The following is a 21979-nucleotide window of genomic DNA, read 5'->3' on the forward strand; positions in this document are numbered from 1 at the left end:
CTGCGGGAAACGGCGGCCCGGAGATCGGGGCGATGCAGGTACGCCCGGCGGCGGGGGAGTGCCCCTCGTCACCTCTGCCGCTGGTCGGGGGTTAGGCGGCGGCTGTGGCGGGGCATGTCGGAGGGTGACATCCGCAGATCCCCGAGGAGGGGCGATGGCCTCCGACGAGACCCACGCCGACCGCGACGACGCGGCCACCGTGACCGCAGCCCGGCGCGACCGGGGCCGGTCGGGTGACCGGCGGTCCGGTGACCGCCCGTCGGGTGAGCCCGGGTCCGGTGACCGGCGGCGCGGCGGCCGGCGGGAGGCCGACGTGGGCACCCGGCCGGTCGGCCCCGACGCCGGCCCGGACAGCCCCGCCGACCTGCACCGGGCGGACTGGAAGGCGGCGCTCAAGCGCACCGGGCGGGAGTTCCAGGAGGACAGCCTGACCGACTGGGCCGCCGCGCTGACCTACTACGGGGTGCTGTCGATCTTCCCCGGGATGCTGGTGCTGATCTCGATCCTCGGCCTGCTCGGCGAGCGGGCCACCAGCGGGGTCCGGGACACGGTCGGGCAGGTGGTGCCGGAGGAGAACATCCGCACCATCATCGAGACCGCGATTGACCAGGCCGGCCAGTCGGGTGGGTTGGCCAGCGTCGCCGCGATCATCGGTCTGGTCGCCGCGTTCTGGTCGGCCTCCGGCTACGTGGGCGCGTTCATGCGGGCCTCGAACAGCATCTACGACGTGCCGGAGGGGCGGCCGGTGTGGAAGACCCTGCCCATCCGGCTCGGGGTGACCGCCCTGGTGGGGGTGCTGCTGCTCGCCGCCGCGGTGATCGTGGTCTTCACCGGCGGTCTCGCCGAGCAGGCCGGCAACGCGATCGGGCTCGGTTCCACGGCGCTGACGGTGTGGAACATCGCCAAGTGGCCGGTGCTGCTGGTGCTGGTCAGCCTGATGTTCGCGATCCTCTACTGGGCGTCGCCGAACGCCAGGCACGGCGGGTTCCGCTGGGTCAGCCCGGGTGGCGTGCTGGCGGTGCTGCTGTGGCTGCTGGTCTCGGGCCTGTTCGCCCTGTACGTCAGCAACTTCGGGTCCTACAACAAGACCTACGGGGCGCTGGCCGGCGTGATCATCTTCCTGGTCTGGCTCTGGCTGAGCAACATCGCGATCCTGCTCGGTGCCGAGTTCGACGCCGAGCTGGAGCGGGGCCGGGCCATCTCCGCCGGCCACGACCCGGACGAGGAGCCGTACGTCGAGCTGCGTGACGACCGCAAGCTGCGCAAGAAGCGCAACGCCACCCCCGGCCGCTGACCCCGCCTCCCGGGGCCTCCGGGAGGCCCGCCGGACCCACCGACCCCGCCCCGCCGCGTCGATCGTGGCGGGGCGGGGTCTTGTCATGTCCGGGGGCGATCGGGTAATGCTTCCTCCGCCCGTTCCGGGCCCGCCGGGCGGCAGCCACCCGGCCTCGGTAGCAGGTCGTTGCGGAGATTTCTCGGTCTGTCAACCTTTTCTTGATCCACTAGTAGCTTTTGTTCGTTCGGACAAAAGTTGTCGGAGGAGCGACCGAAGCTATGGACACGTGCCACGGAAGTCTCCTACTGTGTCGACCACAACACAACGGCGTGACGTCAATGTGAACCCTGAGGCGGAGGTGAGTCCCGTGCGGACGGCAGATCCCCTGCACGTGCAGCTGTTACGGCTGCTCCGTGACGAGGGGCCAGCGTCCCGGGCCGAGCTGGGCGACCGGTTGCAGATGCCCCGGCCCCGGCTCCTCGCCGAGTTGGAACGGCTGGTCGGCCTGGGCCTGGTGGCCGAGGCCGGACTGGCCGCCTCCCGGGGCGGCCGCCGGTCCACCCTGGTCGAGCTGAACCCCCACCTGCGGTTCGCCGGCATCGACATGGGCGCCAGTTCGATCGACGTCGAGGTGGTCAACGGGCGGCTCGAACCGGTCGCCGCGTACGCCGAGCCGGCCGACATCCGCTCCGGCCCGAAGGCCATCCTGCACCGGGTCAACGACCTGCTGCACAAGGCCCGGGTGGACGGGGCGTACGAGCGGCTCAACGGCGTCGGCATCGGCCTGCCCGGCCCGGTCAGCTTCCGCGACGGTGTGCCGGTCTCGCCGCCGATCATGCCGGGCTGGGACCGCTACCCGGTACGCGAGTTGATCAGCCGCGAGCACGGATGCCCGGCGGTGGTCGACAACGACGTGAACATCATGGCGATCGGCGAGCGGCACGGCGGGGTGGCCCACTCGGTCGACGACTTCCTCTTCGTCAAGATCGGCACCGGGATAGGGTGCGGGATCTACCTCAGCGGCGAGGTCTACCGGGGCACCGACGGCTGCGCCGGCGACATCGGGCACATCCAGGCCGAGGCCGGTGGACCGGCCTGTACCTGCGGAAACGCCGGTTGCCTGGAGGCCGTGTTCAGCGGGGCGGCGCTGGCCCGGGAAGCCTCCATCGCGGCGCGTACCGGCACCTCGCCGGCGCTGGCCGAGCGGCTCGCCGCCCGGGGTGCGGTCTCCGCCCGCGACGTCGCCGAGGCCGCGGTCGAGGGCGACGTCACGTGTATCCAGCTCATCCGCGACGGGGGCCGCCGGGTCGGGCAGGTGCTCGCCGGCCTGGTCAGCTTCACCAACCCGTCGATGATCGTCATCGGTGGCGGGCTGGCCCACCTCGGGCACATCCTGCTCGCCGAGATCCGCAGCGTGGTCTACCGCCGTTCGCTGCCGCTGGCCACCGGCAACCTGCCGGTCGTCCTGTCCGAGCTGGGACCGCGCGCCGGAGTGGCCGGCGCGGCCGTCCTCGCCAGCGACGTCGCCTTCGGGGAGGCATCATGAGCAAGCAACCGACCTCCGCCGCCGGGGACAAGGCCCCGCTGGTCGAGGCGCCCGCCGACACCGTCGCCGGCGAGGTGGTGCTCCGGCTGACCGACGTGGTCAAGACCTTCCCCGGCGTACGCGCCCTCGACGGCGTGCAGCTGGAGGTGCGGGCCGGTGAGGTGCACTGCCTGCTCGGCCAGAACGGCGCCGGCAAGTCCACCCTGATCAAGGTGCTCGCCGGGGTGCACCGCCCCGACTCCGGCCAGGTGCAGTGGCGCGGCGAGCCGGCGCACTTCGCCAACCCGCAGGCCGCCATGCGCGCCGGCATCGCCACCATCTACCAGGAACTCGACCTGGTCGAGGACCTGTCGGTCGCCGAGAACGCCTTCCTCGGCCACGAGCCGAAGGTTGCCGGGTTCGTCAGGCGTGGGCTGATGGCCCGGCGTACCCGGGAGATCCTGAGCCGGCTCGGCCACGGCGAGATTCCGCCCGGCCGGATGGTGCGGGCGCTGCCGGCGGCCGGCAAGCAGGTGGTCAGCATGGCCCGCGCACTGTCCCATGAGGCCCGACTGATCATCATGGACGAGCCGAGCGCGGTGCTGGCGCACGACGAGGTGGACAACCTCTTCCGGATCATCCGGGAACTCACCGCCCAGGGCATCGCGGTCATCTACATCTCGCACCGGATGGAGGAGATCCGCGAGATCGGCGACCGGGTCACCGTACTCAAGGACGGTCGGACCACGGCGGCGAACCTGCCGGCCCGCGACACCCCGACCCGCGACCTGGTCGCCCGGATGACCGGCCGGACCATCGAGTACGTCTTCCCGGACCGCCCGACCGCGCCGGCCACCGGCGACGAGCTGCTGCGGGTCGAGCGGCTGAGCCGGACCGGCGAGTTCGCCGACGTCTCGCTCAGCGTTCGTCCCGGCGAGATCGTCGGCATCGCCGGGCTGGTCGGCTCCGGCCGCTCGGAACTGCTGGAGACGATCTACGGTGCCCGACGCGCCGAGTCCGGCACCATCCGGATGGGCGGTCGGACCCTGCGGCCGGGCAGCGTCGGCGCGGCCGTCCGGGCCGGCATGGGCATGGCCCCCGAGGAACGCAAGAGTCAGGCGTTGCTGCTCGGCGAGCCGATCCACCGCAACGTCACCCTGGCGACCTTCACCCGGTACGCCCGCCTCGGCTTCACCAATGCCGGGCGGGAGCGGGCCGAGGCGGAGCGGATCGCCGACGACCTCCAGCTCCGGCCCAACGACGTGCGCCGGGCGGTACGCACCCTCTCCGGCGGCAACCAGCAGAAGGTGGTGGTCGGGCGCTGGCTGCTCGGCGACACCCGGTTGCTGCTGCTCGACGAGCCGACCCGGGGGGTGGACGTGGGGGCCCGTGCCGAGCTGTACCGGGTGATCCGCGGCCTGGCCGCCCAGGGGGTCGGCGTGCTGCTGGTCTCCAGCGAGGTCCCCGAGGTGCTCGGCCTGGCCGATCGGGTGCTGGTGATGCGGGAGGGCCGGATGGTGCGCGAGGCGCCCGCCGGCGAACTGGACGAGAACACCGTGCTCGACCTCGTCATGGCGGGGTCTCTGATGGAAGGCGCGCCGGCATGAGCGAGCGCAGTGGACATAACGAGGTGACGGCATGAGTGAGTCGACCGGGACCGCGACACCGGACCGGCCGGCGGACCTGCCGGCGCAGTCCCCGCCGGTAGACCCGGCGGTGACGGCGTCGCTCAAGGAGAAGCCCCGGACGGGCGGGTTGTCCTTCTGGCAGGGCGACGGGGGTGAGGGCGCGAAGCGTAACCTCGGCCTGATCGGCGTGCTGGTGGTGCTGGTCGTGATCGGCGCCGCGACCCGCTGGGATCTCTACTCCAACCCGGACTGGGTGTGGGGCAACACGCTGACCATCCTCAAGCTCGCCTCGGTGGTCGGGGTGGTCACCGTCGGGATGACCTTCGTGATCATCGGCGGTGGCATCGACCTGTCGGTCGGCGCGATCGTCGCCCTCGCCGGGGTGTGGTCGACCACGGTCGCCACCCAGAGCTACGGCGCGGGCGGCATGATCTTCACGGCGATCGTGGTCGGTGCGGCGGTCGGCCTGGTCAACGGGATCCTCATCTCCTACGGTCGGCTGGTGGCGTTCATCGCCACGCTGGCCATGATGGTCGCCGCCCGGGGTCTGGCCGCCCAGATCTCCGGCAAGCAGACCCAGGTGTCGAACAACTCCTTCATCAACGGCATCGCCAGCACCGACCTGCTGGGCATCCCGCTGCTGGTCTACATCCTCGCCGCCGTGGTCGCCGCCGGGTGGGTGCTGCTCAACCGCACCACCTTCGGCCGGCGTACGGTCGCCGTCGGTGGCAACCCGGAGGCGGCCCGGCTCGCCGGGATCAACGTCCGGCGGCACACCCTGCTGCTCTACGCGCTGTCCGGCCTGTGCTGCGGCATCGCCGCGATCATGCTGACCGCGCAGGCCAACTCCGCCCAGGCGGCCATGGCCAACCTGTACGAGCTGGACGCGATCGCCGCAGCCATCATCGGCGGCACGCTGCTCAGCGGTGGCCGGGGCACCATCATCGGCTCCCTGCTCGGCGTGCTGATCTTCTCCACCATCACGAACCTCTTCGCCATCAACGGCCTGTCCACCGAGGCCCAGAACATGGTCAAGGGCGGCATCATCGTCGGCGCCGTCCTGATCCAGCAGGTGCAGTTCCGCAGCGTCACCCAGTTCCTCAGCCGCAACAAGCTGACCACCCCCGCCTGACCCGGACGCGTCGCCCCACCGGGCGCGTCCCGACCCTCCGCATCACCGCATTCCGGCGGCCACCGACGGTGGCCGGGATCAGCACAACCTTTTTCACCCCCACCATCCGTCATTTCCTGGAGGTCGTCATGACCCAGCCCCGTGACCTGTCCCGTCGCCGGTTGCTCTTCGGCGGCGCGGCGGTCGGCGCCGGTGTGCTCCTCGCCGGTTGCACCAGCAACGAGTCCACACCGACCGCGGCGCAGACCAAGGCGGCCGACAACGCCGAGGGCGGCAACAGCGCCCCCGGCAAGAAGGTCACCATCGGCTTCTCCGCCCCCGCCGCCGACCACGGCTGGATCGCCGCCATCACCAACAACGCCAAGGCGCAGGCCGGGGCGTACTCGGACGTGGACTTCAAGACCGTCGAGGCCGGCGCGGACGCGGCGGCCCAGCGGGCGGCGCTGTCCACCCTGGTCGCCCAGAAGCCGGACGTCATCGTGGTGCTGCCGCACGACGGCAAGGAGCTCAACGCGTTCGGCCTGGAGTCGATGAAGGCCGGCATCCCGGTGGTCAACCTGGACCGGGCGTTCCCCGACGCGCTGGCCTACCGGCTGCAGATCATGGGCGACAACTACGGCATGGGCGTGGCCGCCGCGAACTTCATCGTGGAGCAGCTCAAGGCCAAGGGCGTCAGCAACCCGATCATCGGTGAGATCCCCGGCATCGACTCGCTGGAGCTGACCCAGCAGCGGTCCAAGGGCTTCGCCGACACCCTGGCCACGGCCGGGTTCAAGGTGGCCAACCGGCGGCCGGCGGAGTTCACCGCCGACTCCGGCCAGCAGGCGGCCACCGGGCTGTTCCAGGCCCTGCCGAAGATCGACGCGGTCTGGAACCACGACGACGACCAGGGCATCGGTGTGCTGGCCGCGGTCAACCAGGCCAACCGCAAGGAGTTCTTCATGGTCGGCGGCGCCGGCTCGAAGAAGGCCATGGAGGACATCCAGGCCGACAACACGGTGCTCAAGGCGACCGTGACCTACAGCCCGTCGATGGCCTCCTCGGCCATCTCCCTGGCGCGTCTCATCGCCCAGGGCAAGGGCATGTCCGACCTGGTGGAACTCCAGGTGCCCAAGGAGATCGTGCTCGCCTCGGAGACGATCACCAAGGAGAACGCGAGCAACTACCTCAAGCTCGGGTTCTGATACACGGGGGGAGACCCACCTTGTCCACTCACGACAGCGAACTCCGGATCGGGATGATCGGGTATTCGTTCATGGGCGCCGCGCACTCACAGGCGTGGCGCACCGTGAACCGGGTGTACGACCTGCCCGCCCGGGTCCGGATGGCGAAGATCTGCGGCCGGGACGCCGCGAAGGTCGCCGAGGCAGCCGACCGGCTGGGCTGGGACGCGCACACCACCGACTGGCGTGCCCTGGTCACCTCGGACGACATCGACGTGGTCGACATCTGCACACCAGGTGACAGCCACGCCGAGATCGCCCTCGCCGCGCTCGCCGCCGGCAAGCACGTGATCTGCGAGAAACCGCTGGCCAACACGGTGGACGAGGCGCGGGCGATGACCGCCGCCGCGACCACCGCGGCAGCCGCCGGGGTCCGGTCCATGTGCGGGTTCAACTACCGCCGGGTGCCCGCCGTCGCCCTGATGCGACAGCTCGTCGCCGAAGGACGGCTGGGGACGATCCGGCACGTCCGGGCGACGTACCTGCAGGACTGGATCGTCGATCCGCAGTTCCCCCTGGTCTGGAGGCTGGAGAAGGACAAGGCGGGCTCCGGTGCCCTCGGTGACATCGGGGCGCACATCATCGACCTGACCCAGTTCGTGACCGGGCAGCGGATCACCGGGGTCAGCGCGGTGACCGAGACGTTCGTCAAGGAGCGTCCGCTGCCGGGCGCGTCGAGCGGTTTGGCCGCCGAGGTCGACGGCACCGCCACGGCGACCGGCACGGTCACCGTCGACGACGCTGCGATCTTCGTGGCCCGGCTGGACGACGGGGCACTGGCCACGTACGAGGCGACCCGGTTCGCCACCGGCCGCAAGAACGCCCTCCGGGTGGAGATCAACGGTTCGCTCGGTTCGGTGGTGTTCGACCTGGAACGCCTCAACGAACTGGAGTTCTACGACGCCACCCGGCCGACGGCCGAGCAGGGGTTCGCCCGCATCCTGGTCACCGAGGCCGAGCACCCGTACATGGCGGCCTGGTGGCCGCCGGGTCACATCATCGGCTACGAGCACTCCTTCACGCACGAGATGCGCGACTTCGTCGAGGCGGTCGCCACCGGCGTCGACCCGACCCCGTCGTTCGCCGACGCGTTGCAGGTCCAGCTCGTGCTGGATGCGGTGACCCGCTCGGCGGAACTCGGTTCCCAGTGGACCGACGTCGAGCCGGCCCTGGCCGCGCTCGCCGTCTGACCAGCCACCTCCGCCGCCGACCGGCGAGGGACCGGCCGCGGTTGCGCCCCGCGGCCGGGCCGGGGTCGGTGTCGGAGGGCGTGCGCCGGGCAGTCGGCCCGGGGCACGCGCACGTCGGCCGTCCGGTGCGGCCGGACCGGGATTCCCCGGTCGCACCGGAGGGCCGCCTGTTAGAACATTGATGAACGTGATTCGATAAACCGGATCACCAACCACAGTCGTCCGGCCGGAGGCGCGCCGCCGCCGTCGGCCGGATGCGGGGAGGCAGGGCCGAGACGCCGAACCGGCCCTGCCTGCCAGCCCCGTCCGCACGCCGTACGGGAACCGGATGCGGTGACGATGCCGCCGACATCGTCGCCGCGCCCGGTGCCATCCCGCACGACGGGCGGGCGGGGCCACCCCGCGCCCCACCCGTACGACTCGACCGACGCGATGTTTCCACCCGACGGAAGGAGCACCATGAGAACGGGTGTCTGGCTGGTGGGAGCGCGCGGTTCCGTCGCGACCACCGCCATCGTCGGGGGCCTCGCCCTGCGTGCCGGTCTCACCGGCCCCACCGGCTGCGTCACCGAACTGCCCGACCTGCGCGGGCCCGCCCTGCCCACCTTCGCCGACCTGGTCTTCGGCGGTCACGACGTGGCCACCACCCCGCTGACCAAGCGGGCCGAGGCGCTCGCCGCCGCCGGGGTGCTGCCCGGCCGGCTGGCCACCGCGCTCACCGCCGACCTGGCCGCCGTCGAGGAGGACCTGCGGCCCGCGCCCACCGCCGGCAGCCAGGCCGACCGGGCCGCCGCCGTGGCCGCCGAGCTGACCGCGTTCCGCGACCGGCACCGGCTGGACCGGGTGGTGGTGGTCAACGTCTCCGCCACCGAACCCGCCCCCGCCACGCACCCCGGCCACGCCGACCCGGACGCCCTGCGGGCCGCCCTCGCCGGCACCGACGAGGTGCTGCCGCCCAGCTCGCTCTACGCGTACGCGGCCGTCGAGGCGGGCTGCCCGTACGTCGACTTCACCCCCTCCACCGGGCTGCGCCTGCCGGCGCTCGCGGCGCTGGCCGCCCAGCGCGGCCTGCCGTACGCCGGGCACGACGGCAAGACCGGCGAGACCCTGGTCAAGTCGGTGCTCGCCCCGATGTTCGCGATGCGGAACCTCGCGGTGCGCTCCTGGTCCGGGGTCAACCTGCTCGGCGGCGGCGACGGGGCGACCCTGGCCGAGCCGGGCGCCAACGCCGCCAAGGTGGACAGCAAGCAGCGGGTCCTCGGCGAGACCCTCGGCTACGTGCCGCAGGGCGGCACCCGGATCGACTACGTCGAGGACCTCGGCGACTTCAAGACCGCCTGGGATCTGATCACCTTCGCCGGGTTCCTCGGCACCGGGATGCGGATGGAGTTCACCTGGCACGGCTGCGACTCCGCGCTGGCCGCCCCGCTGGTGCTCGACCTGGCCCGGCTCACCGCCGCCGCGCACGCCGCCGGCCGGGTCGGACCCCTGCCCGAGCTGGCGTTCTTCTTCAAGGACCCGATCGACTCGCCCACCCACTCGCTGAGCACCCAGTGGCAGCGGCTCGTCGACTTCGCCCGGGAGCTGCACGCCGGCGGTGCCGGGTGACCAGCCTGGCCGACCTGGCCGAGCTGGTCCGGGCACCGGCCGCGCTGTCCGTACCGGGGGACCTGGTGGCCGGGGCGGCGGCGGCCGGGGTGCTCGGCCCGCGTACCGCCGGGCTGGCCGGCGCGTCGGTGCTGCTCTACTGGGCCGGGATGGCCGCCAACGACTGGGCCGACCGGGGGCTGGACGCCGAGGAACGCCCGGAACGGCCCATCCCGAGCGGCCGGATCACCCCGGCCGCCGCCGCCGGGGTCGCCGCCGGGCTCACCGCCGCCGGCCTGGGCCTGGCCGCCGCCGTGGGCGGTCGCCGCGCCGCCGCCGTCGCGCTCCCACTCGCCGCCACCATCTGGGGGTACGACCTCGCGGCGAAGAACACCGCCGCCGGTCCCGCCGTGATGGCCGCCTGCCGGGGGCTGGACGTGCTGCTCGGCGCGTCCCCCGGCCGGCCGGTGCGGGCGCTGCCGGCGGCGCTCACCGTCGCCGCGCACACCTGGACGGTCACCGCCCTGTCCCGACGCGAGGTCAGCGGCGCCGACGCGGCGCTGCCCCGGCGTACCCTCGCCGGCACCGCCCTGGTCGCGCTGGCCGCCACCACCCTGCCCCGCCGCACCGCCGCCGCGCCGTCCCCGCGTCCCCTGGCCGCCGTGCGGTCCCCGGGCCCCCGGGCCGGGATGGTCGCCGCCGCGTTGCCGGTCGGCCTGGCCGGCTGGTACGTCGCCCGGTACGGCGGCGCGCAGGCCCGGGTCGCCGCCGACCCCACCGCCGGCCGGGTCCGGGCCGCCGTCGGGGCCGGCATCACCGGGCTGCCCTCGTTGCAGGGCGCGCTCACCGCGCGGGCCGGTGCCGGGCTGGTCGGCGCGCTGGTCGCGCTCGCCGCGCCGCTGGGCGGCCGGTTGGCCCGGAAGCTCTCCCCGACATGACCACCCCACCGCCCACCACCCCCGCCGACCCCCCGGCCGTCGAGCGGCTGCGGTTCGGTTACGGCACCAACGGGTTCGCCAACCACCGGCTCGACGACGCCCTGACGGTGCTGGCCGACCTCGGCTACGAGGGGGTCGCGCTCACCCTCGACCACGACCACCTCGACCCGTACGCGCCGGGGCTGGCCCGTCGGGTCGACGCGGTGGCGCACCGGCTGGCCGCGCTGGGCCTCGGCGTGGTGGTCGAGACCGGCGCCCGCTACCTGCTCGACCCGTGGCGCAAGCACGCCCCGACGCTGCTGCACGACGAGGCGGCCGGCCGGATCGACTTCCTGGAACGGGCGGTGCGGGTCGGCGCGGACCTCGGCGCGGAGGCGGTCTCGTTCTGGGCCGGGGTCCGGCCCGGCCACGTCCCGGTGGAGGTGGCCCGGGACCGGCTGGTCGCCGGCTGCGCCACGGTGGTGGCCGCCGCCGACCGGGCCGGGGTGACCCTGGGCTTCGAGCCGGAGCCGGGGATGCTGGTCGAGGACATCGCCGGCTGGCGGTGGCTGCACCGGGCCCTCGGCGAGCCGGCGTGCTTCGGCATCACCCTCGACATCGGACACTGCCGCTGCCTGGAGTCGGCGACCGTGCCGGACTGCGTCCGCCAGGTGGCCGGCCACCTGGTCAACGTGCAGATCGACGACATGCGCCGGGGCGTGCACGAACACCTGGAGTTCGGCACCGGCGAGATCGACTTCCCGCCGGTGCTGCGTGCCCTGGCCGACGGCGGCTACCGGGGACTCGTCGCCGTGGAGCTACCCCGGCACTCGCACGCCGCGCCCACCGTGGCCGCCCGGTCGCTGGACTTCCTGCGTACCGCCGCCCGGCAGGCCGGTCTCGCGGTGGGCGCACCACCCGTGCCCGCCGGCACCACCGGGGCGGCCTGACCACCGCCGACCGTACGCACCTGGGGAGGGAAGACGGATGACACCGGATCGACTGCGGGCCGCGCTCGGGGGCGCACCCGGTCCCGACTGGCTGGACACCGCGCTGCGGCACGTCGCGGCCGAGCCCGACACGGTCGCGCGGTACTTCCCGGCGGCCGCCCGCCGGTGCGGCCGGCACGAGCTGCCCGACGCACCCGGCTGGAGCGCCGACGAGGCGGCCCGCGCGCTGCTGCTGGCCGCCCTGCCCGCCGGCCGGGCCGCCGGGCAGGTCGAGCAGGTCTACCGGTACGGCGACGCCGCCGAGAAGCGGGCCGTGCTCAAGGCCCTGCCGCTGCTGCCGATCGGCGACGCCGGGGTGCCGCTGCTGCACGACGCGATCCGCACCAACGACACCCGGCTGGTCGCCGCGGCCCTCGGCCCGTACGCCCGGCACCTGACCGCCGACGCCTGGCGGCAGGCGGTGCTCAAGTGCGTCTTCATCGGGGTGCCGCTGGCCGTCGTCGCCGACCTGGACGACCGGGCCGACGGGGAACTGGCCACCATGCTCGCCGCGCTCGCCGCGGAACGGCACGCCGCCGGTCGGCAGCTCCCCGCCGACGCCACCGCACTGCTCGACCGGCTCACCATCAGGGAGGCGTGAATGCGCATCTTCGACCCCCACATCCACATGACGTCGCGGACCACCGACGACTACGAGCGGATGGCCGCCGCCGGGGTCCGCGCCGTGGTCGAGCCGGCCTTCTGGCTGGGGCAGCCGCGCACCAGCGCCGCCTCCTTCGCCGACTACTTCGACTCGCTGATCGGCTGGGAACCGTTCCGGGCCGGCCAGTTCGGGGTCCGGCACCACGCCACCGTGGCGCTGAACCCGAAGGAGGCCAACGACCCCCGCTGCCGTCCGGTGCTCGACCTGCTGCCCCGCTACCTGGAGAAGGACGCCGTGGTGGCGGTCGGCGAGATCGGCTACGACGACATGACCCCGGCCGAGGACGAGGCGTTCGCCACCCAGCTCGCGCTGGCCGTCGACCACGACCTGCCGGCCCTGGTGCACACCCCGCACCGGGACAAGGCGCGCGGCGTCGAACGCAGCCTGGCGGTGGTCGCCGAGAGCGGCATCGCGCCGGGCCGGGTGGCGCTGGACCACCTCAACGAGGTGACCGTGAAACTGGCCCGGGACAGCGGCTGCTGGCTGGGCTTCTCCATCTACCCCGACACCAAGATGTCGCCACCGCGGATGGTGGAGCTGCTGCGCACGTACGGCACCGAGCGGATGCTGGTCAACTCGGCCGCCGACTGGGGCCGGTCCGACCCGCTGCTCACCCGGGCCACCGGCGAGGCGATGCTGGCCGCCGGGTTCACCGACGACGACGTCGACCTGGTGCTCTGGCGCAACCCGGTGGAGTTCTACGGGCAGTCCGGCCGGCTCGACCTGACCGACCTGGACACCCCGACCAGCGGCACCTTCGAGGGCAACTCCATCCTGCGCGGCGGCGACTGATGCGGCTGCGGCACGCCGACGGCAGCACCGTCCACCTCGGCTACTGCACCAACGTGCACCCCGCCGAGGACGCCGCCGGCATCCTCGCCCAGCTCGACACGTACGCCCTGCCGGTGCGGGAGGCGCTCGGCTCCGACCTGCTCGGCCTGGGGCTGTGGCTGGCCGCCCCGGTCGCCGCCGAGCTGGCCGCCGACCCGGCCGCCCGCCGCCGGCTGCGCGCCGAACTGACCCACCGGGGGCTGGAGGTGGTCACCCTCAACGGCTTCCCGTACGCGGCCTTCCAGGCCCCGGTGGTCAAGGGCGCGGTGTACCACCCGGACTGGACCACCGGGCAGCGGCTGCGCTACACCCTCGACCTGGCCCGGATCCTGGCCGACCTGCTCCCCGACGACGCGGCCCGGGGCTCCATCTCCACCCTGCCGCTGGCCTGGCGGGAGCCCTGGGACGCGGCCCACGCCGACACCGCCCGTCGCCGGCTCGACGCGCTTACCGCCGGCCTGGCCGAGGTGGAGCGGGACACCGGCCGGGTGGTGCGGGTGGCCTTCGAACCGGAACCGGGCTGCGTGGTGGAGAGCAGCGGGCAGGCCGCCGCCCTGCTGGGCGGCCTGGACCCGGACCGGCTCGGGATCTGTCTCGACCTGGCCCACCTCGCCTGCGCCTGGGAGGAACCCGTCGCGGCGCTGGCCCGGCTGCGCGCCGCCGGGCTGCCGGTGGTCAAGGTGCAGGTGTCCGCCGCGCTGGAGTCGGCCGACCCGGTCGCCGACGCCGAGGCGCTGGGCCGCTGGGTGGAGCCGAGGTTCCTGCACCAGACCCGCACCGCCGGCTGCGCCCATGCCGCCGATCCGGCCGATCCGGCGTACGCGGCCGACGACCTGGACGCGGCGCTGACCGCGCGGCTGCCCGGGGCGTGGCGGGTGCACTACCACGTGCCGCTGCACGCCCCGCCCGAGCCGCCGCTGACCTCCACCGTGCCGGTGCTGCGCGCCGCGTTGGCCGCGCTGCTCGCCGGCCCCACCGCCGGCTGCGACCACCTGGACGTCGAGACGTACACGTGGGGGGTGCTGCCGGCGGCGCGGCGGCCACGCACCGACGCGGAGCTGGCCGTGGGCATCGCCGCAGAGCTGGCCTTCGCCCGCGACGAACTGGTCACCCTCGGCCTCACCCCGGCCGAGCGAGCCGTCCCGACGACCCTGGGAGTACGACGATGAGCGAGCGTCACCGACCCGGTACGACGAGGTGCCACCGCCGCGCCGGACGCAGCGGGGTGTCGGCATGAGCCGCCGGCTGGTGGTGCTGGACGTGGTCGGGCTGACCCCCCGGCTGCTGGCCCACATGCCCCGGCTGCGCGCCGTCGCCGAACAGGGTTTCTCCGCCGAGCTGGGTACCGTGCTGCCGGCGGTGACCTGCTCGGCGCAGGCCACCCTGCTGACCGGTGAGCAGCCGTCCGGGCACGGCATCGTCGGCAACGGCTGGTACTTCCGCGACCTCGGTGAGGTGCTGCTGTGGCGGCAGCACCACGCGCTGGTCGGCGGGGAGAAGGTGTGGCAGGCGGCCCGCCGGGTCGAGCCCGGCTACACGGTGGCCAACGTCTGCTGGTGGTACGCGATGGGCGCGGACGTCAACTGGACCGTCACGCCCCGCCCGATCTACTACGCCGACGGGCGCAAGGAACCGGACTGCTGGACCGACCCGCCGGAGCTGCACGACACGCTCACCGACGCGCTGGGCACCTTCCCGCTGTTCACCTACTGGGGGCCGGGGGCCGGGCTGCCGTCGTCCCGGTGGATCTGCCGGGCGGCCGAGCGCATCCTCGCCGACCAGGCCCCCGACCTGACCCTGGTCTACGTCCCGCACCTCGACTACGACCTGCAACGCTTCGGGCCGTCCTCGCCCCGGGCCGCCGCCGCCGCGGCGGAGCTGGACGCGGTGCTCGCCCCGCTGCTGGACGCCGCGCGGGCCGCCGACGCGACGGTGGTGGCGCTGTCCGAGTACGGCATCACCGACGTCTCCCGCCCGGTGGACGTCAACCGGCTGCTGCGCGCCGAGGGGCTGCTGCGGGTCTACACCCAGGACGGCATGGAGTACCTGGACCCGTGGACGTCGCGGGCGTTCGCCGTCGCCGACCACCAGATCGCCCACGTCTACGTGAAGGACCCGGCGGACGTGGCGGCGGTGGCGAAGCTCTGCGCCGGGTTGCCCGGGGTGGCCGAGGTGCTCGACGCCGAGGGCAAGACGGCGGCCGGGCTGGACCACGAGCGGGCCGGCGAACTGGTGCTGGTGGCCGAGCCGGACTCCTGGTTCACCTACTACTACTGGCTCGACGACGCCCGCGCCCCGGACTTCGCCCGGAACGTGGAGATCCACCGCAAGCCCGGGTACGACCCGGCGGAGCTGTTCTTCGACCCGGCCGCGCCGGGTGCGGCGAAGCGGCGGGCGGGGGTGGCGCTGGCCCGTAAGAAGCTCGGCATGCGCTACCTGATGAGCGTGGTGGGTCTGGACGCGGGGGCGCGGGCGGTGCGCGGTTCGCACGGCCGGTTGCCGGCCGACCCGGCGGACGGTCCGGTGCTGCTCTGCTCCGACCCGTCGCCGGCCCGGGACACCTTCGCCGCGACCGAGGTCAAGGCCCTGCTGCTGGAGCTGGCCGGGCTGGGAGCGGGTGCCGGTGCCGACGGGGCGTCGGCGGCCCCGACCGGCCCGCCGGGCGCGGGGGAGCGGCGGTGACGCTCACCGCCGCCCCGACCGACGCCAGTGAGCTGCGCACCCGTTTCGACGCCGAGCTGGTGGCGTTCCTCGACCGGCAGGGCCCGGACTGGCCGGACGGTGCCCCGCGCGGCATCTTCTCCGCCCTGCACCGGTTCGTGCTGGCCGGCGGGAAGCGGCTGCGGCCGTTGTTCTGCTACTGGGGTTGGCGGGGGGCCGGCGGCGTGGACGACCGCCCGATCGTGGTGGCGGCGGCGGCGTTGGAGCTGTTCCACGCGTTCGCGCTGATCCACGACGACATCCTCGACGGCAGCGACCACCGTCGGGGCGCGCCGTCGGTGCACCGGGTCTTCGCCGAGCTGCACACCCGTTCGGCGTGGCGGGGCGACCCGGAGACGTACGGCCGCAACACCGCGCTGCTCTGCGGGGACCTCTGCGCGGCCTGGTCGGACCAGATGTTCCACGAGTGCGGGATGACCTCCGCGCAGATCTGGCAGGGGTACCGGGTCTTCGCCCGGATGCGTACCGAGGTGATCGCGGGGGAGTACCTGGACCTGGTCTCCGGGGTCGGGGACGGCTCGGTGGCCAGCGCGCTCACCGTGATCCGGATGAAGGCGGCCCGGTACACGGTGACCCGGCCGTTGCAGATCGGTGCGGCGCTGGCCGGGGCCCCGGCGGAGCTGATCGCCGCGCTCGTCGACTTCGGTGACCCGCTGGGTGACGCGTTCCAGCTCCGCGACGACGTGCTGGGGGTCTTCGGTGATCCGGCGGTGACCGGCAAGTCGATCCTGGACGACCTGCGGGAGGGCAAGCCGACGGTGATGATGGCGATGGCCCGCGACGCCGCCGACCGGGCCCAGGCCGCCCGGCTGCGGGACCTGTTCGGCAATCCCGAGCTGGACGCGGCGGGCGCCGCCGAGCTGCGGACGATCATCGAGGCGACCGGGGCGCGGGAGAAGATCGAGCGGTTGATCCGGGTCCGGGCCGACGCCGCCCGGGTGGCGCTCGCCCAGGTGCCGCTGGCGGAGCCGGCCCGCACCGCGCTGGCCGCCCTGGCCGACCAGGCCGTGCACCGGCAGCACTGAGCCGTCGCCGCCCCGGCCCGCTGCGGCGGCCCCGGCGCGTGGACCGGGTGCGGTGGGTGGTGTTCCGACCGGAAGCGGTCCGGACTTTCATCAGATGAATGTGGATTCGCCTCCGGGCGGCCCGTTCCGGTGCCACGGGCCGGCGTCGCCGGGGTCGGGCAGGTCCCGGCCGCCCGGGGGGTGGAACGTGGGGTCACCGCCCGGTGACCCGCAGGTCGTCTCCCGTGCCGCACGGCCCGCCTTTGTCGGGCGTGGGGCCGGGGAGGGTGGCCGGGGTGCGGGCTTCATCTGATGAAAACCCACAACGGTGGGCAGAGGGTATGGACATTGATATAGGTCACCATTAATGTTTGTGGCATCACGGGCATGTTTCGTCAAGGTGAACCGGCGGCGCGGTAACCCCTCGACGAGAGACCTTCCGCCGGGCGCTTCGCGCCCCGGCCGAGGGTGCTGACCGGCCGACCGGGACACCCCCCGGCCGCCCGGCCTGCCCTGCCACACCCCACCACTCCACCCCACCACCCCGGCATCCGGCGCGGCGGCACGCGTCCCGCCCTGGCCGTGATCCGTCAGGAAGGGACAGCCCTCCAATGTCCATAAAGGACCCCACCGGTCACCGTTCCCGACGGTGGCTACCCTCCGCCGCCGCGCTGCTGCTGGCCGTCACCGCCGGCACGGTCGCCGCCACCACCGGCCCGACCGCCCCGGCCGCCGCCCACACCATCAACGCCAGCGACTTCCAGCAGGTCGAGCTGGCCCGGGGCGTCAACGAGATGGGCGAGCCCATGTCGCTGGCCGTGCTGCCGGACCGGTCCGTGCTGCACACCGCCCGCAACGGCACGGTGCGACGCACCGACTCCGCCGGCACCACCCGGACCATCGGCACGATCCCCGTCTACACCCACGACGAGGACGGGATGCAGAGCCTCGGGGTCGACCCGAACTTCGCCACCAACCGGTTCATCTACCTCTACTACGCGCCGCCGCTGTCCACCCCCGGTGGCGACGCGCCCGCCACCGGCAGCAACTGGTCGGCCTGGCAGGGCGTGAACCGGCTGTCCCGGTTCACCCTGAACGCCGACTTCACCATCAACATGTCCAGCAAGGTCGACATCCTCGACATCGGCACCGACCGGGGCATCTGCTGCCACGTCGGCAGCGACATGGACTTCGACGCCGCCGGCAACCTCTACCTGTCCACCGGCGACGACAGCAACCCGTTCGACTCCGCCGGCTACTCGCCGCTGGACGAGCGCACCAACCGCAACCCGGCGTACGACTCCCAGCGCAGCGCCGGCAACACCAACGACCTGCGGGGCAAGCTCCTGCGGATCAAGGTGAACGCCGACGGGACGTACTCGATCCCGAGTGGGAACCTGTTCCCCCCGGGCACCGCGAAGACCCGCCCCGAGATCTACGCGATGGGCTTCCGCAACCCGTTCCGGATCAGCGTCGACAAGGCCACCGGCGTCGTCTACGTCGGCGACTACGGGCCGGACGCCGGCAGCACCAACGCCAACCGGGGCCCCTCCGGCCAGGTCGAGTTCAACCGGGTCACCGGCCCCGGCAACTACGGCTGGCCGTACTGCACCGGCACCAACACCACGTCCGAGACGTACAACGAGTGGAACTTCGCCACCAACTCGACCGGCCCGAAGTTCAACTGCACCGGCGGGCCGACCAACAACTCGTTCCGCAATACCGGTCTGACCACCCTCCCGCCGGCCAAGCCCTCCTGGATCAAGTACGGCGGCGACTCCGGCAGCCCGCCCGCGTTCGGCGGCGGCTCCGAGTCGCCGGCCGCCGGCCCGGTCTACCGGTACGACCCGAACAACCCCTCGGCGACGAAGTTCCCGCAGAGCTTCGACGGGCTGTTCTTCGCCACCGAGTTCGGCCGGGGCTGGGTCAAGCCGATCCACGTCAACGCCGACGGGTCGCCCGGCACCATCGACAGCTTCCCCTGGGTGGGCAAGCAGGTGATGGACTCCGCGTTCGGCCCCGACGGGGCGTACTACCTGCTCGACTACGGCACCGGCTACTACAACGGCGACGCCAACTCGGCCCTGTACCGCTTCGACTACGTCGGCGTCGGCAACCGGGCACCGGCGGCCCGGGCGAGCGCCGACCGGACCTCCGGTCCCGCGCCACTGACCGTGAACTTCTCCTCGGCCGGCTCCGCCGACCCCGAGGGCGGCGCGTTGACCTACTCGTGGGCGTTCGGCGACGGCACCACCTCCACGGCGGCCAACCCGACGAAGACGTACACCACGGACGGTTCGTACACCGCGACGCTCACCGTGCGGGACCCGCAGGGGGCGACCGGCACGAACAGCGTGACGGTCAACGTCGGCAACACCGCCCCGACGGTCACCATCACCGGCCCGGTCGACGGCTCGCTGTTCTCCTTCGGGGACACGGTGCCGTTCAGCATCACCGTCACCGACCCCGAGGACGGCACGGTCGACTGCACCAAGGTCAAGATGACCTACGTGCTCGGCCACGACCAGCACGGTCACCAGATCTCCTCGGTCGACGGCTGCTCCGGCACGATCACCATCCCGGTCGACGGCGAGCACGACGACGCGGCGAACATCTTCGCCATCTTCGACGCCGAGTACACCGACGCCGGTGGCCTCACCACGCACACCCAGCACACCCTCCAGCCCCGGCACCGGCAGGCCGAGCACTTCAAGACCTCGTCCGGCGTGACCCTCTACGACAAGACCCCGGCCGAGGGCGGCAAGACCGTCGGCAACATCGAGAACGGGGAGTGGATCGGGTTCTCCCCGTACCAGATCGGCAACGTCACCTCGTTCACCGCGCGGGTCTCCTCGGCCGGTGCCGGCGGCACCCTCCAGATCCGCGCCGGCTCGCCCACCGGCACCGTGCTCGGGCAGGCCAGCGTGCCGGTCACCGGCGGCTGGGAAACCTTCACCACGGTCACCGGCACGGTGTCCGGTGCGCCCACCGGCACCACCACGCTCTACCTGACCTTCGCCGGTGGCAGCGGGCTGCTCTACGACCTGGACGCGTTCACCCTGAACACCGGCACCGTCCCGCCGCCGACCAACGGCACCGGGCCGATCAAGGGGCTGGGCGGCAAGTGCCTGGATGTGCGTAACGCGGCCACCGCCGACGGCACCCAGGTACAGATCCTCACCTGCAACGGTGGGGCCGGGCAGACCTGGACGGTCACCCCGAACGGCCCGATCAAGGCGCTGGGCAAGTGCCTGGACGTCAACGGCGGCGGCACCGCCAACGGCACCAAGATCCAGCTCTGGAGCTGCACCGGTGGCAGCCCGCAGGTCTGGTCGGCGCAGTCCGACGGCACGCTGCGCAACCCCGCCTCCGGCAAGTGCCTGGACGTCTCCGGCAACAACTCGGCCGACGGAACCGTGGTCCTCCTGTGGACCTGCAGTTCCTCCGCGGCCAACCAGAAGTGGACCCTGCCCTGACCTGACGGGCGCGGGACCGGCGGTGTCCGGTCCCGCGCCCCCGGCGTACTGGAGCACGACATGAGACTCTTCCGACCGATCCTCGGCGCGGCCACCGCCGTCCTCGCCGCCCTCGCCTGCACCGCCCCGGCCACCTCGGCATCCGCCGCCGACGCCGCCTACGACGTGCTCGTCTTCTCCAAGACCGCCGGTTTCCGGCACGACTCCATCGCGGTCGGCACCCAGGCCATCCGCGACCTGGGCGCGGCCAACAACTTCACCGTCACCGCCACCGAGGACGGCGGCCAGTTCACCACCGCCAACCTCGCCCGGTTCGAGGCGGTGATCTTCCTCAACACCACAGGTGACGTGCTCAACGCCAGCCAGCAGAGCGCCTTCGAGTCGTACATCGGCGCGGGTGGCGGGTACGTGGGCGTGCACTCCGCCGCCGACACCGAGTACGACTGGCCGTTCTACGGCAACCTGGTCGGGGCGTGGTTCGCCTCCCACCCGGCCATCCAGCAGGCCACCGTACGGGTGGAGGACCGCGCGCACGCGGCCACCGCCCACCTCGGCCAGACCTGGCAGCGCACCGACGAGTGGTACAACTTCCGCACCAACGCCCGCTCCACCGCGAAGGTGCTGGCCAACCTCGACGAGTCGTCGTACTCGGGGGGCGGGATGGGGGCCGACCACCCGCACGTGTGGTGCAAGACGTACAACGGCGGCCGGTCGTTCTACACCGGCGCCGGGCACAACCAGTCGGCGTACTCCGAGCCGGCGTTCCGGGCCCACCTGCTCGGCGGCATCCGGTACGCGGCCGGCCGGACGAAGGCCGACTGCCGGCCCGAGACCGGTTACACCGCGCTCTACAACGGTTCCACCAACGGCTGGTCGCAGGCCGGGCCGGGCAGCTTCACCAACTCCAACGCCACCCTCAGCTCCGTCGGCGGGCTGGGCATGCTCTGGTACAGCGCGAAGCAGTTCACCAACTACTCGCTCAAGCTGGACTGGAAGGTCGACGGGGACGACAACTCCGGCGTCCTGATCGGTTTCCCGCCGTCGAGCGACCCGAACTCGGCGATGGACAACGGCTACGAGGTGCAGATCGACGCCACCGACACCGTCGACCGGACCACCGGCTCGGTCTACTCGTTCCAGGCCGCCGACCAGGCAGCCCGGGACGCGGCGCTGAACCCGCCGGGGGAGTGGAACACCTACGAGCTGCTGGTCGAGGGGGAACGGCTCCAGGTCTTCCTCAACGGCACGAGGATCAACGACTTCACCAACACCAACCCGGTGCGCTCGCTCGCCGGCCACATCGGCATCCAGAACCACGGCACCGGTGACGACGCCTCGTTCCGCAACATCCGGATCAAGGAGCTGGGTGGCACTCCGCCGCCGACCAACGGCACCGGCCCGATCAAGGGTCTGGCCGGCAAGTGCCTGGACGTCCGCAACGGCGCCACCGCCGACGGCACGCAGATCCAGATCTTCACCTGCAACGGCAGCGCCCGCCAGACCTGGACGGTCACCCCGAACGGCCCGATCAAGGCGCTGGGCAAGTGCCTGGACGTCTCGGGTGGCGGCACCGCCAACGGCACGAAGATCCAGCTCTGGACCTGCACCGGTGGCAGCCCGCAGGTCTGGTCGTCGCAGTCCGACGGCACCCTGCGCAACCCGGCGTCGGGCAAGTGCCTCGACGTCTCCGGCAACAACTCCGCCGACAACACCGTGGTCCTGCTCTGGACGTGCAGTTCCTCCGCCCCCAACCAGAAGTGGACCCTCCCCCAGTAACCCCACCCAGCCCCGTCCCACCCACCCGGCCGTGCCTGCC

16 protein-coding genes are annotated in these 21979 nt (G+C 72.9%); all 16 read left to right on the plus strand.

Translation table 11 applies throughout. The features are described 5' to 3' along the window. Positions 1–154 precede the first annotated feature (154 nt). Positions 155–1294, plus strand: coding sequence for a YihY/virulence factor BrkB family protein (locus tag JQX11_RS19180; RefSeq protein WP_204926330.1), 1140 nt, complete (start codon positions 155–157; stop codon positions 1292–1294). A 349-nt stretch (positions 1295–1643) separates the two neighbouring features. Then, positions 1644–2822, plus strand: a complete 1179-nt coding sequence (locus tag JQX11_RS19185; protein WP_204926331.1) for an ROK family transcriptional regulator — start codon at positions 1644–1646, stop codon at positions 2820–2822. Next, on the plus strand, positions 2819–4408 hold the full coding sequence (locus JQX11_RS19190; RefSeq protein ID WP_232378164.1) for a sugar ABC transporter ATP-binding protein: 1590 nt from the start codon (positions 2819–2821) through the stop codon (positions 4406–4408). Before JQX11_RS19185 ends, JQX11_RS19190 begins: the two co-directional genes overlap by 4 nt. Positions 4409–4439: 31 nt before the next feature. Further along, entirely contained in the window at positions 4440–5561 is a 1122-nt protein-coding gene (locus tag JQX11_RS19195) for an ABC transporter permease (RefSeq protein ID WP_204926332.1), read from the plus strand. A 128-nt stretch (positions 5562–5689) separates the two neighbouring features. Beyond that, entirely contained in the window at positions 5690–6745 is a 1056-nt protein-coding gene (locus JQX11_RS19200; RefSeq protein ID WP_204926333.1) for a substrate-binding domain-containing protein, read from the plus strand. A gap of 20 nt (positions 6746–6765) precedes the next feature. Then, on the plus strand, positions 6766–7974 hold the full coding sequence (locus tag JQX11_RS19205) for a Gfo/Idh/MocA family protein (protein ID WP_232378165.1): 1209 nt from the start codon (positions 6766–6768) through the stop codon (positions 7972–7974). 459 nt (positions 7975–8433) lie between these two features. Further along, the gene (locus JQX11_RS19210) at positions 8434–9582 is read left to right on the plus strand and encodes an inositol-3-phosphate synthase (RefSeq protein ID WP_204926334.1); all 1149 of its coding nucleotides are present in this window, start codon (positions 8434–8436) and stop codon (positions 9580–9582) included. Then, entirely contained in the window at positions 9579–10499 is a 921-nt protein-coding gene (locus tag JQX11_RS19215) for an SCO3242 family prenyltransferase (RefSeq protein WP_204926335.1), read from the plus strand. The genes JQX11_RS19210 and JQX11_RS19215 overlap by 4 nt, the downstream gene beginning before the upstream one ends. Beyond that, positions 10496–11428, plus strand: a complete 933-nt coding sequence (locus JQX11_RS19220) for a sugar phosphate isomerase/epimerase family protein (RefSeq protein ID WP_204926336.1) — start codon at positions 10496–10498, stop codon at positions 11426–11428. Before JQX11_RS19215 ends, JQX11_RS19220 begins: the two co-directional genes overlap by 4 nt. A 37-nt stretch (positions 11429–11465) precedes the next feature. Continuing rightward, positions 11466–12068, plus strand: a complete 603-nt coding sequence (locus JQX11_RS19225; protein WP_204926337.1) for an EboA domain-containing protein — start codon at positions 11466–11468, stop codon at positions 12066–12068. Next, on the plus strand, positions 12069–12923 hold the full coding sequence (locus JQX11_RS19230; protein WP_204926338.1) for a TatD family hydrolase: 855 nt from the start codon (positions 12069–12071) through the stop codon (positions 12921–12923). Continuing rightward, the gene (gene eboE, locus JQX11_RS19235) at positions 12923–14131 is read left to right on the plus strand and encodes a metabolite traffic protein EboE (protein WP_204926339.1); all 1209 of its coding nucleotides are present in this window, start codon (positions 12923–12925) and stop codon (positions 14129–14131) included. Before JQX11_RS19230 ends, eboE begins: the two co-directional genes overlap by 1 nt. A 64-nt stretch (positions 14132–14195) precedes the next feature. Next, on the plus strand, positions 14196–15644 hold the full coding sequence (locus JQX11_RS19240; RefSeq protein ID WP_204926340.1) for an alkaline phosphatase family protein: 1449 nt from the start codon (positions 14196–14198) through the stop codon (positions 15642–15644). Then, positions 15641–16708: a polyprenyl synthetase family protein gene (locus JQX11_RS19245; protein WP_204926341.1), complete on the plus strand. Its 1068-nt coding sequence runs from the start codon at positions 15641–15643 to the stop codon at positions 16706–16708. Before JQX11_RS19240 ends, JQX11_RS19245 begins: the two co-directional genes overlap by 4 nt. Before the next feature lie 590 nt (positions 16709–17298). Then, positions 17299–20163 carry a carbohydrate-binding protein gene (locus JQX11_RS19250; protein ID WP_204926342.1) on the plus strand — a complete coding sequence of 955 codons (2865 nt, stop codon included), beginning with the start codon at positions 17299–17301 and terminating at the stop codon, positions 20161–20163. 60 nt (positions 20164–20223) lie between these two features. Next, on the plus strand, positions 20224–21939 hold the full coding sequence (locus JQX11_RS19255) for a ThuA domain-containing protein (protein ID WP_204926343.1): 1716 nt from the start codon (positions 20224–20226) through the stop codon (positions 21937–21939). Positions 21940–21979 lie beyond the last annotated feature (40 nt).

This window comes from Micromonospora humida, from assembly GCF_016901255.1.
Lineage (GTDB): Bacteria > Actinomycetota > Actinomycetes > Mycobacteriales > Micromonosporaceae > Micromonospora > Micromonospora wenchangensis.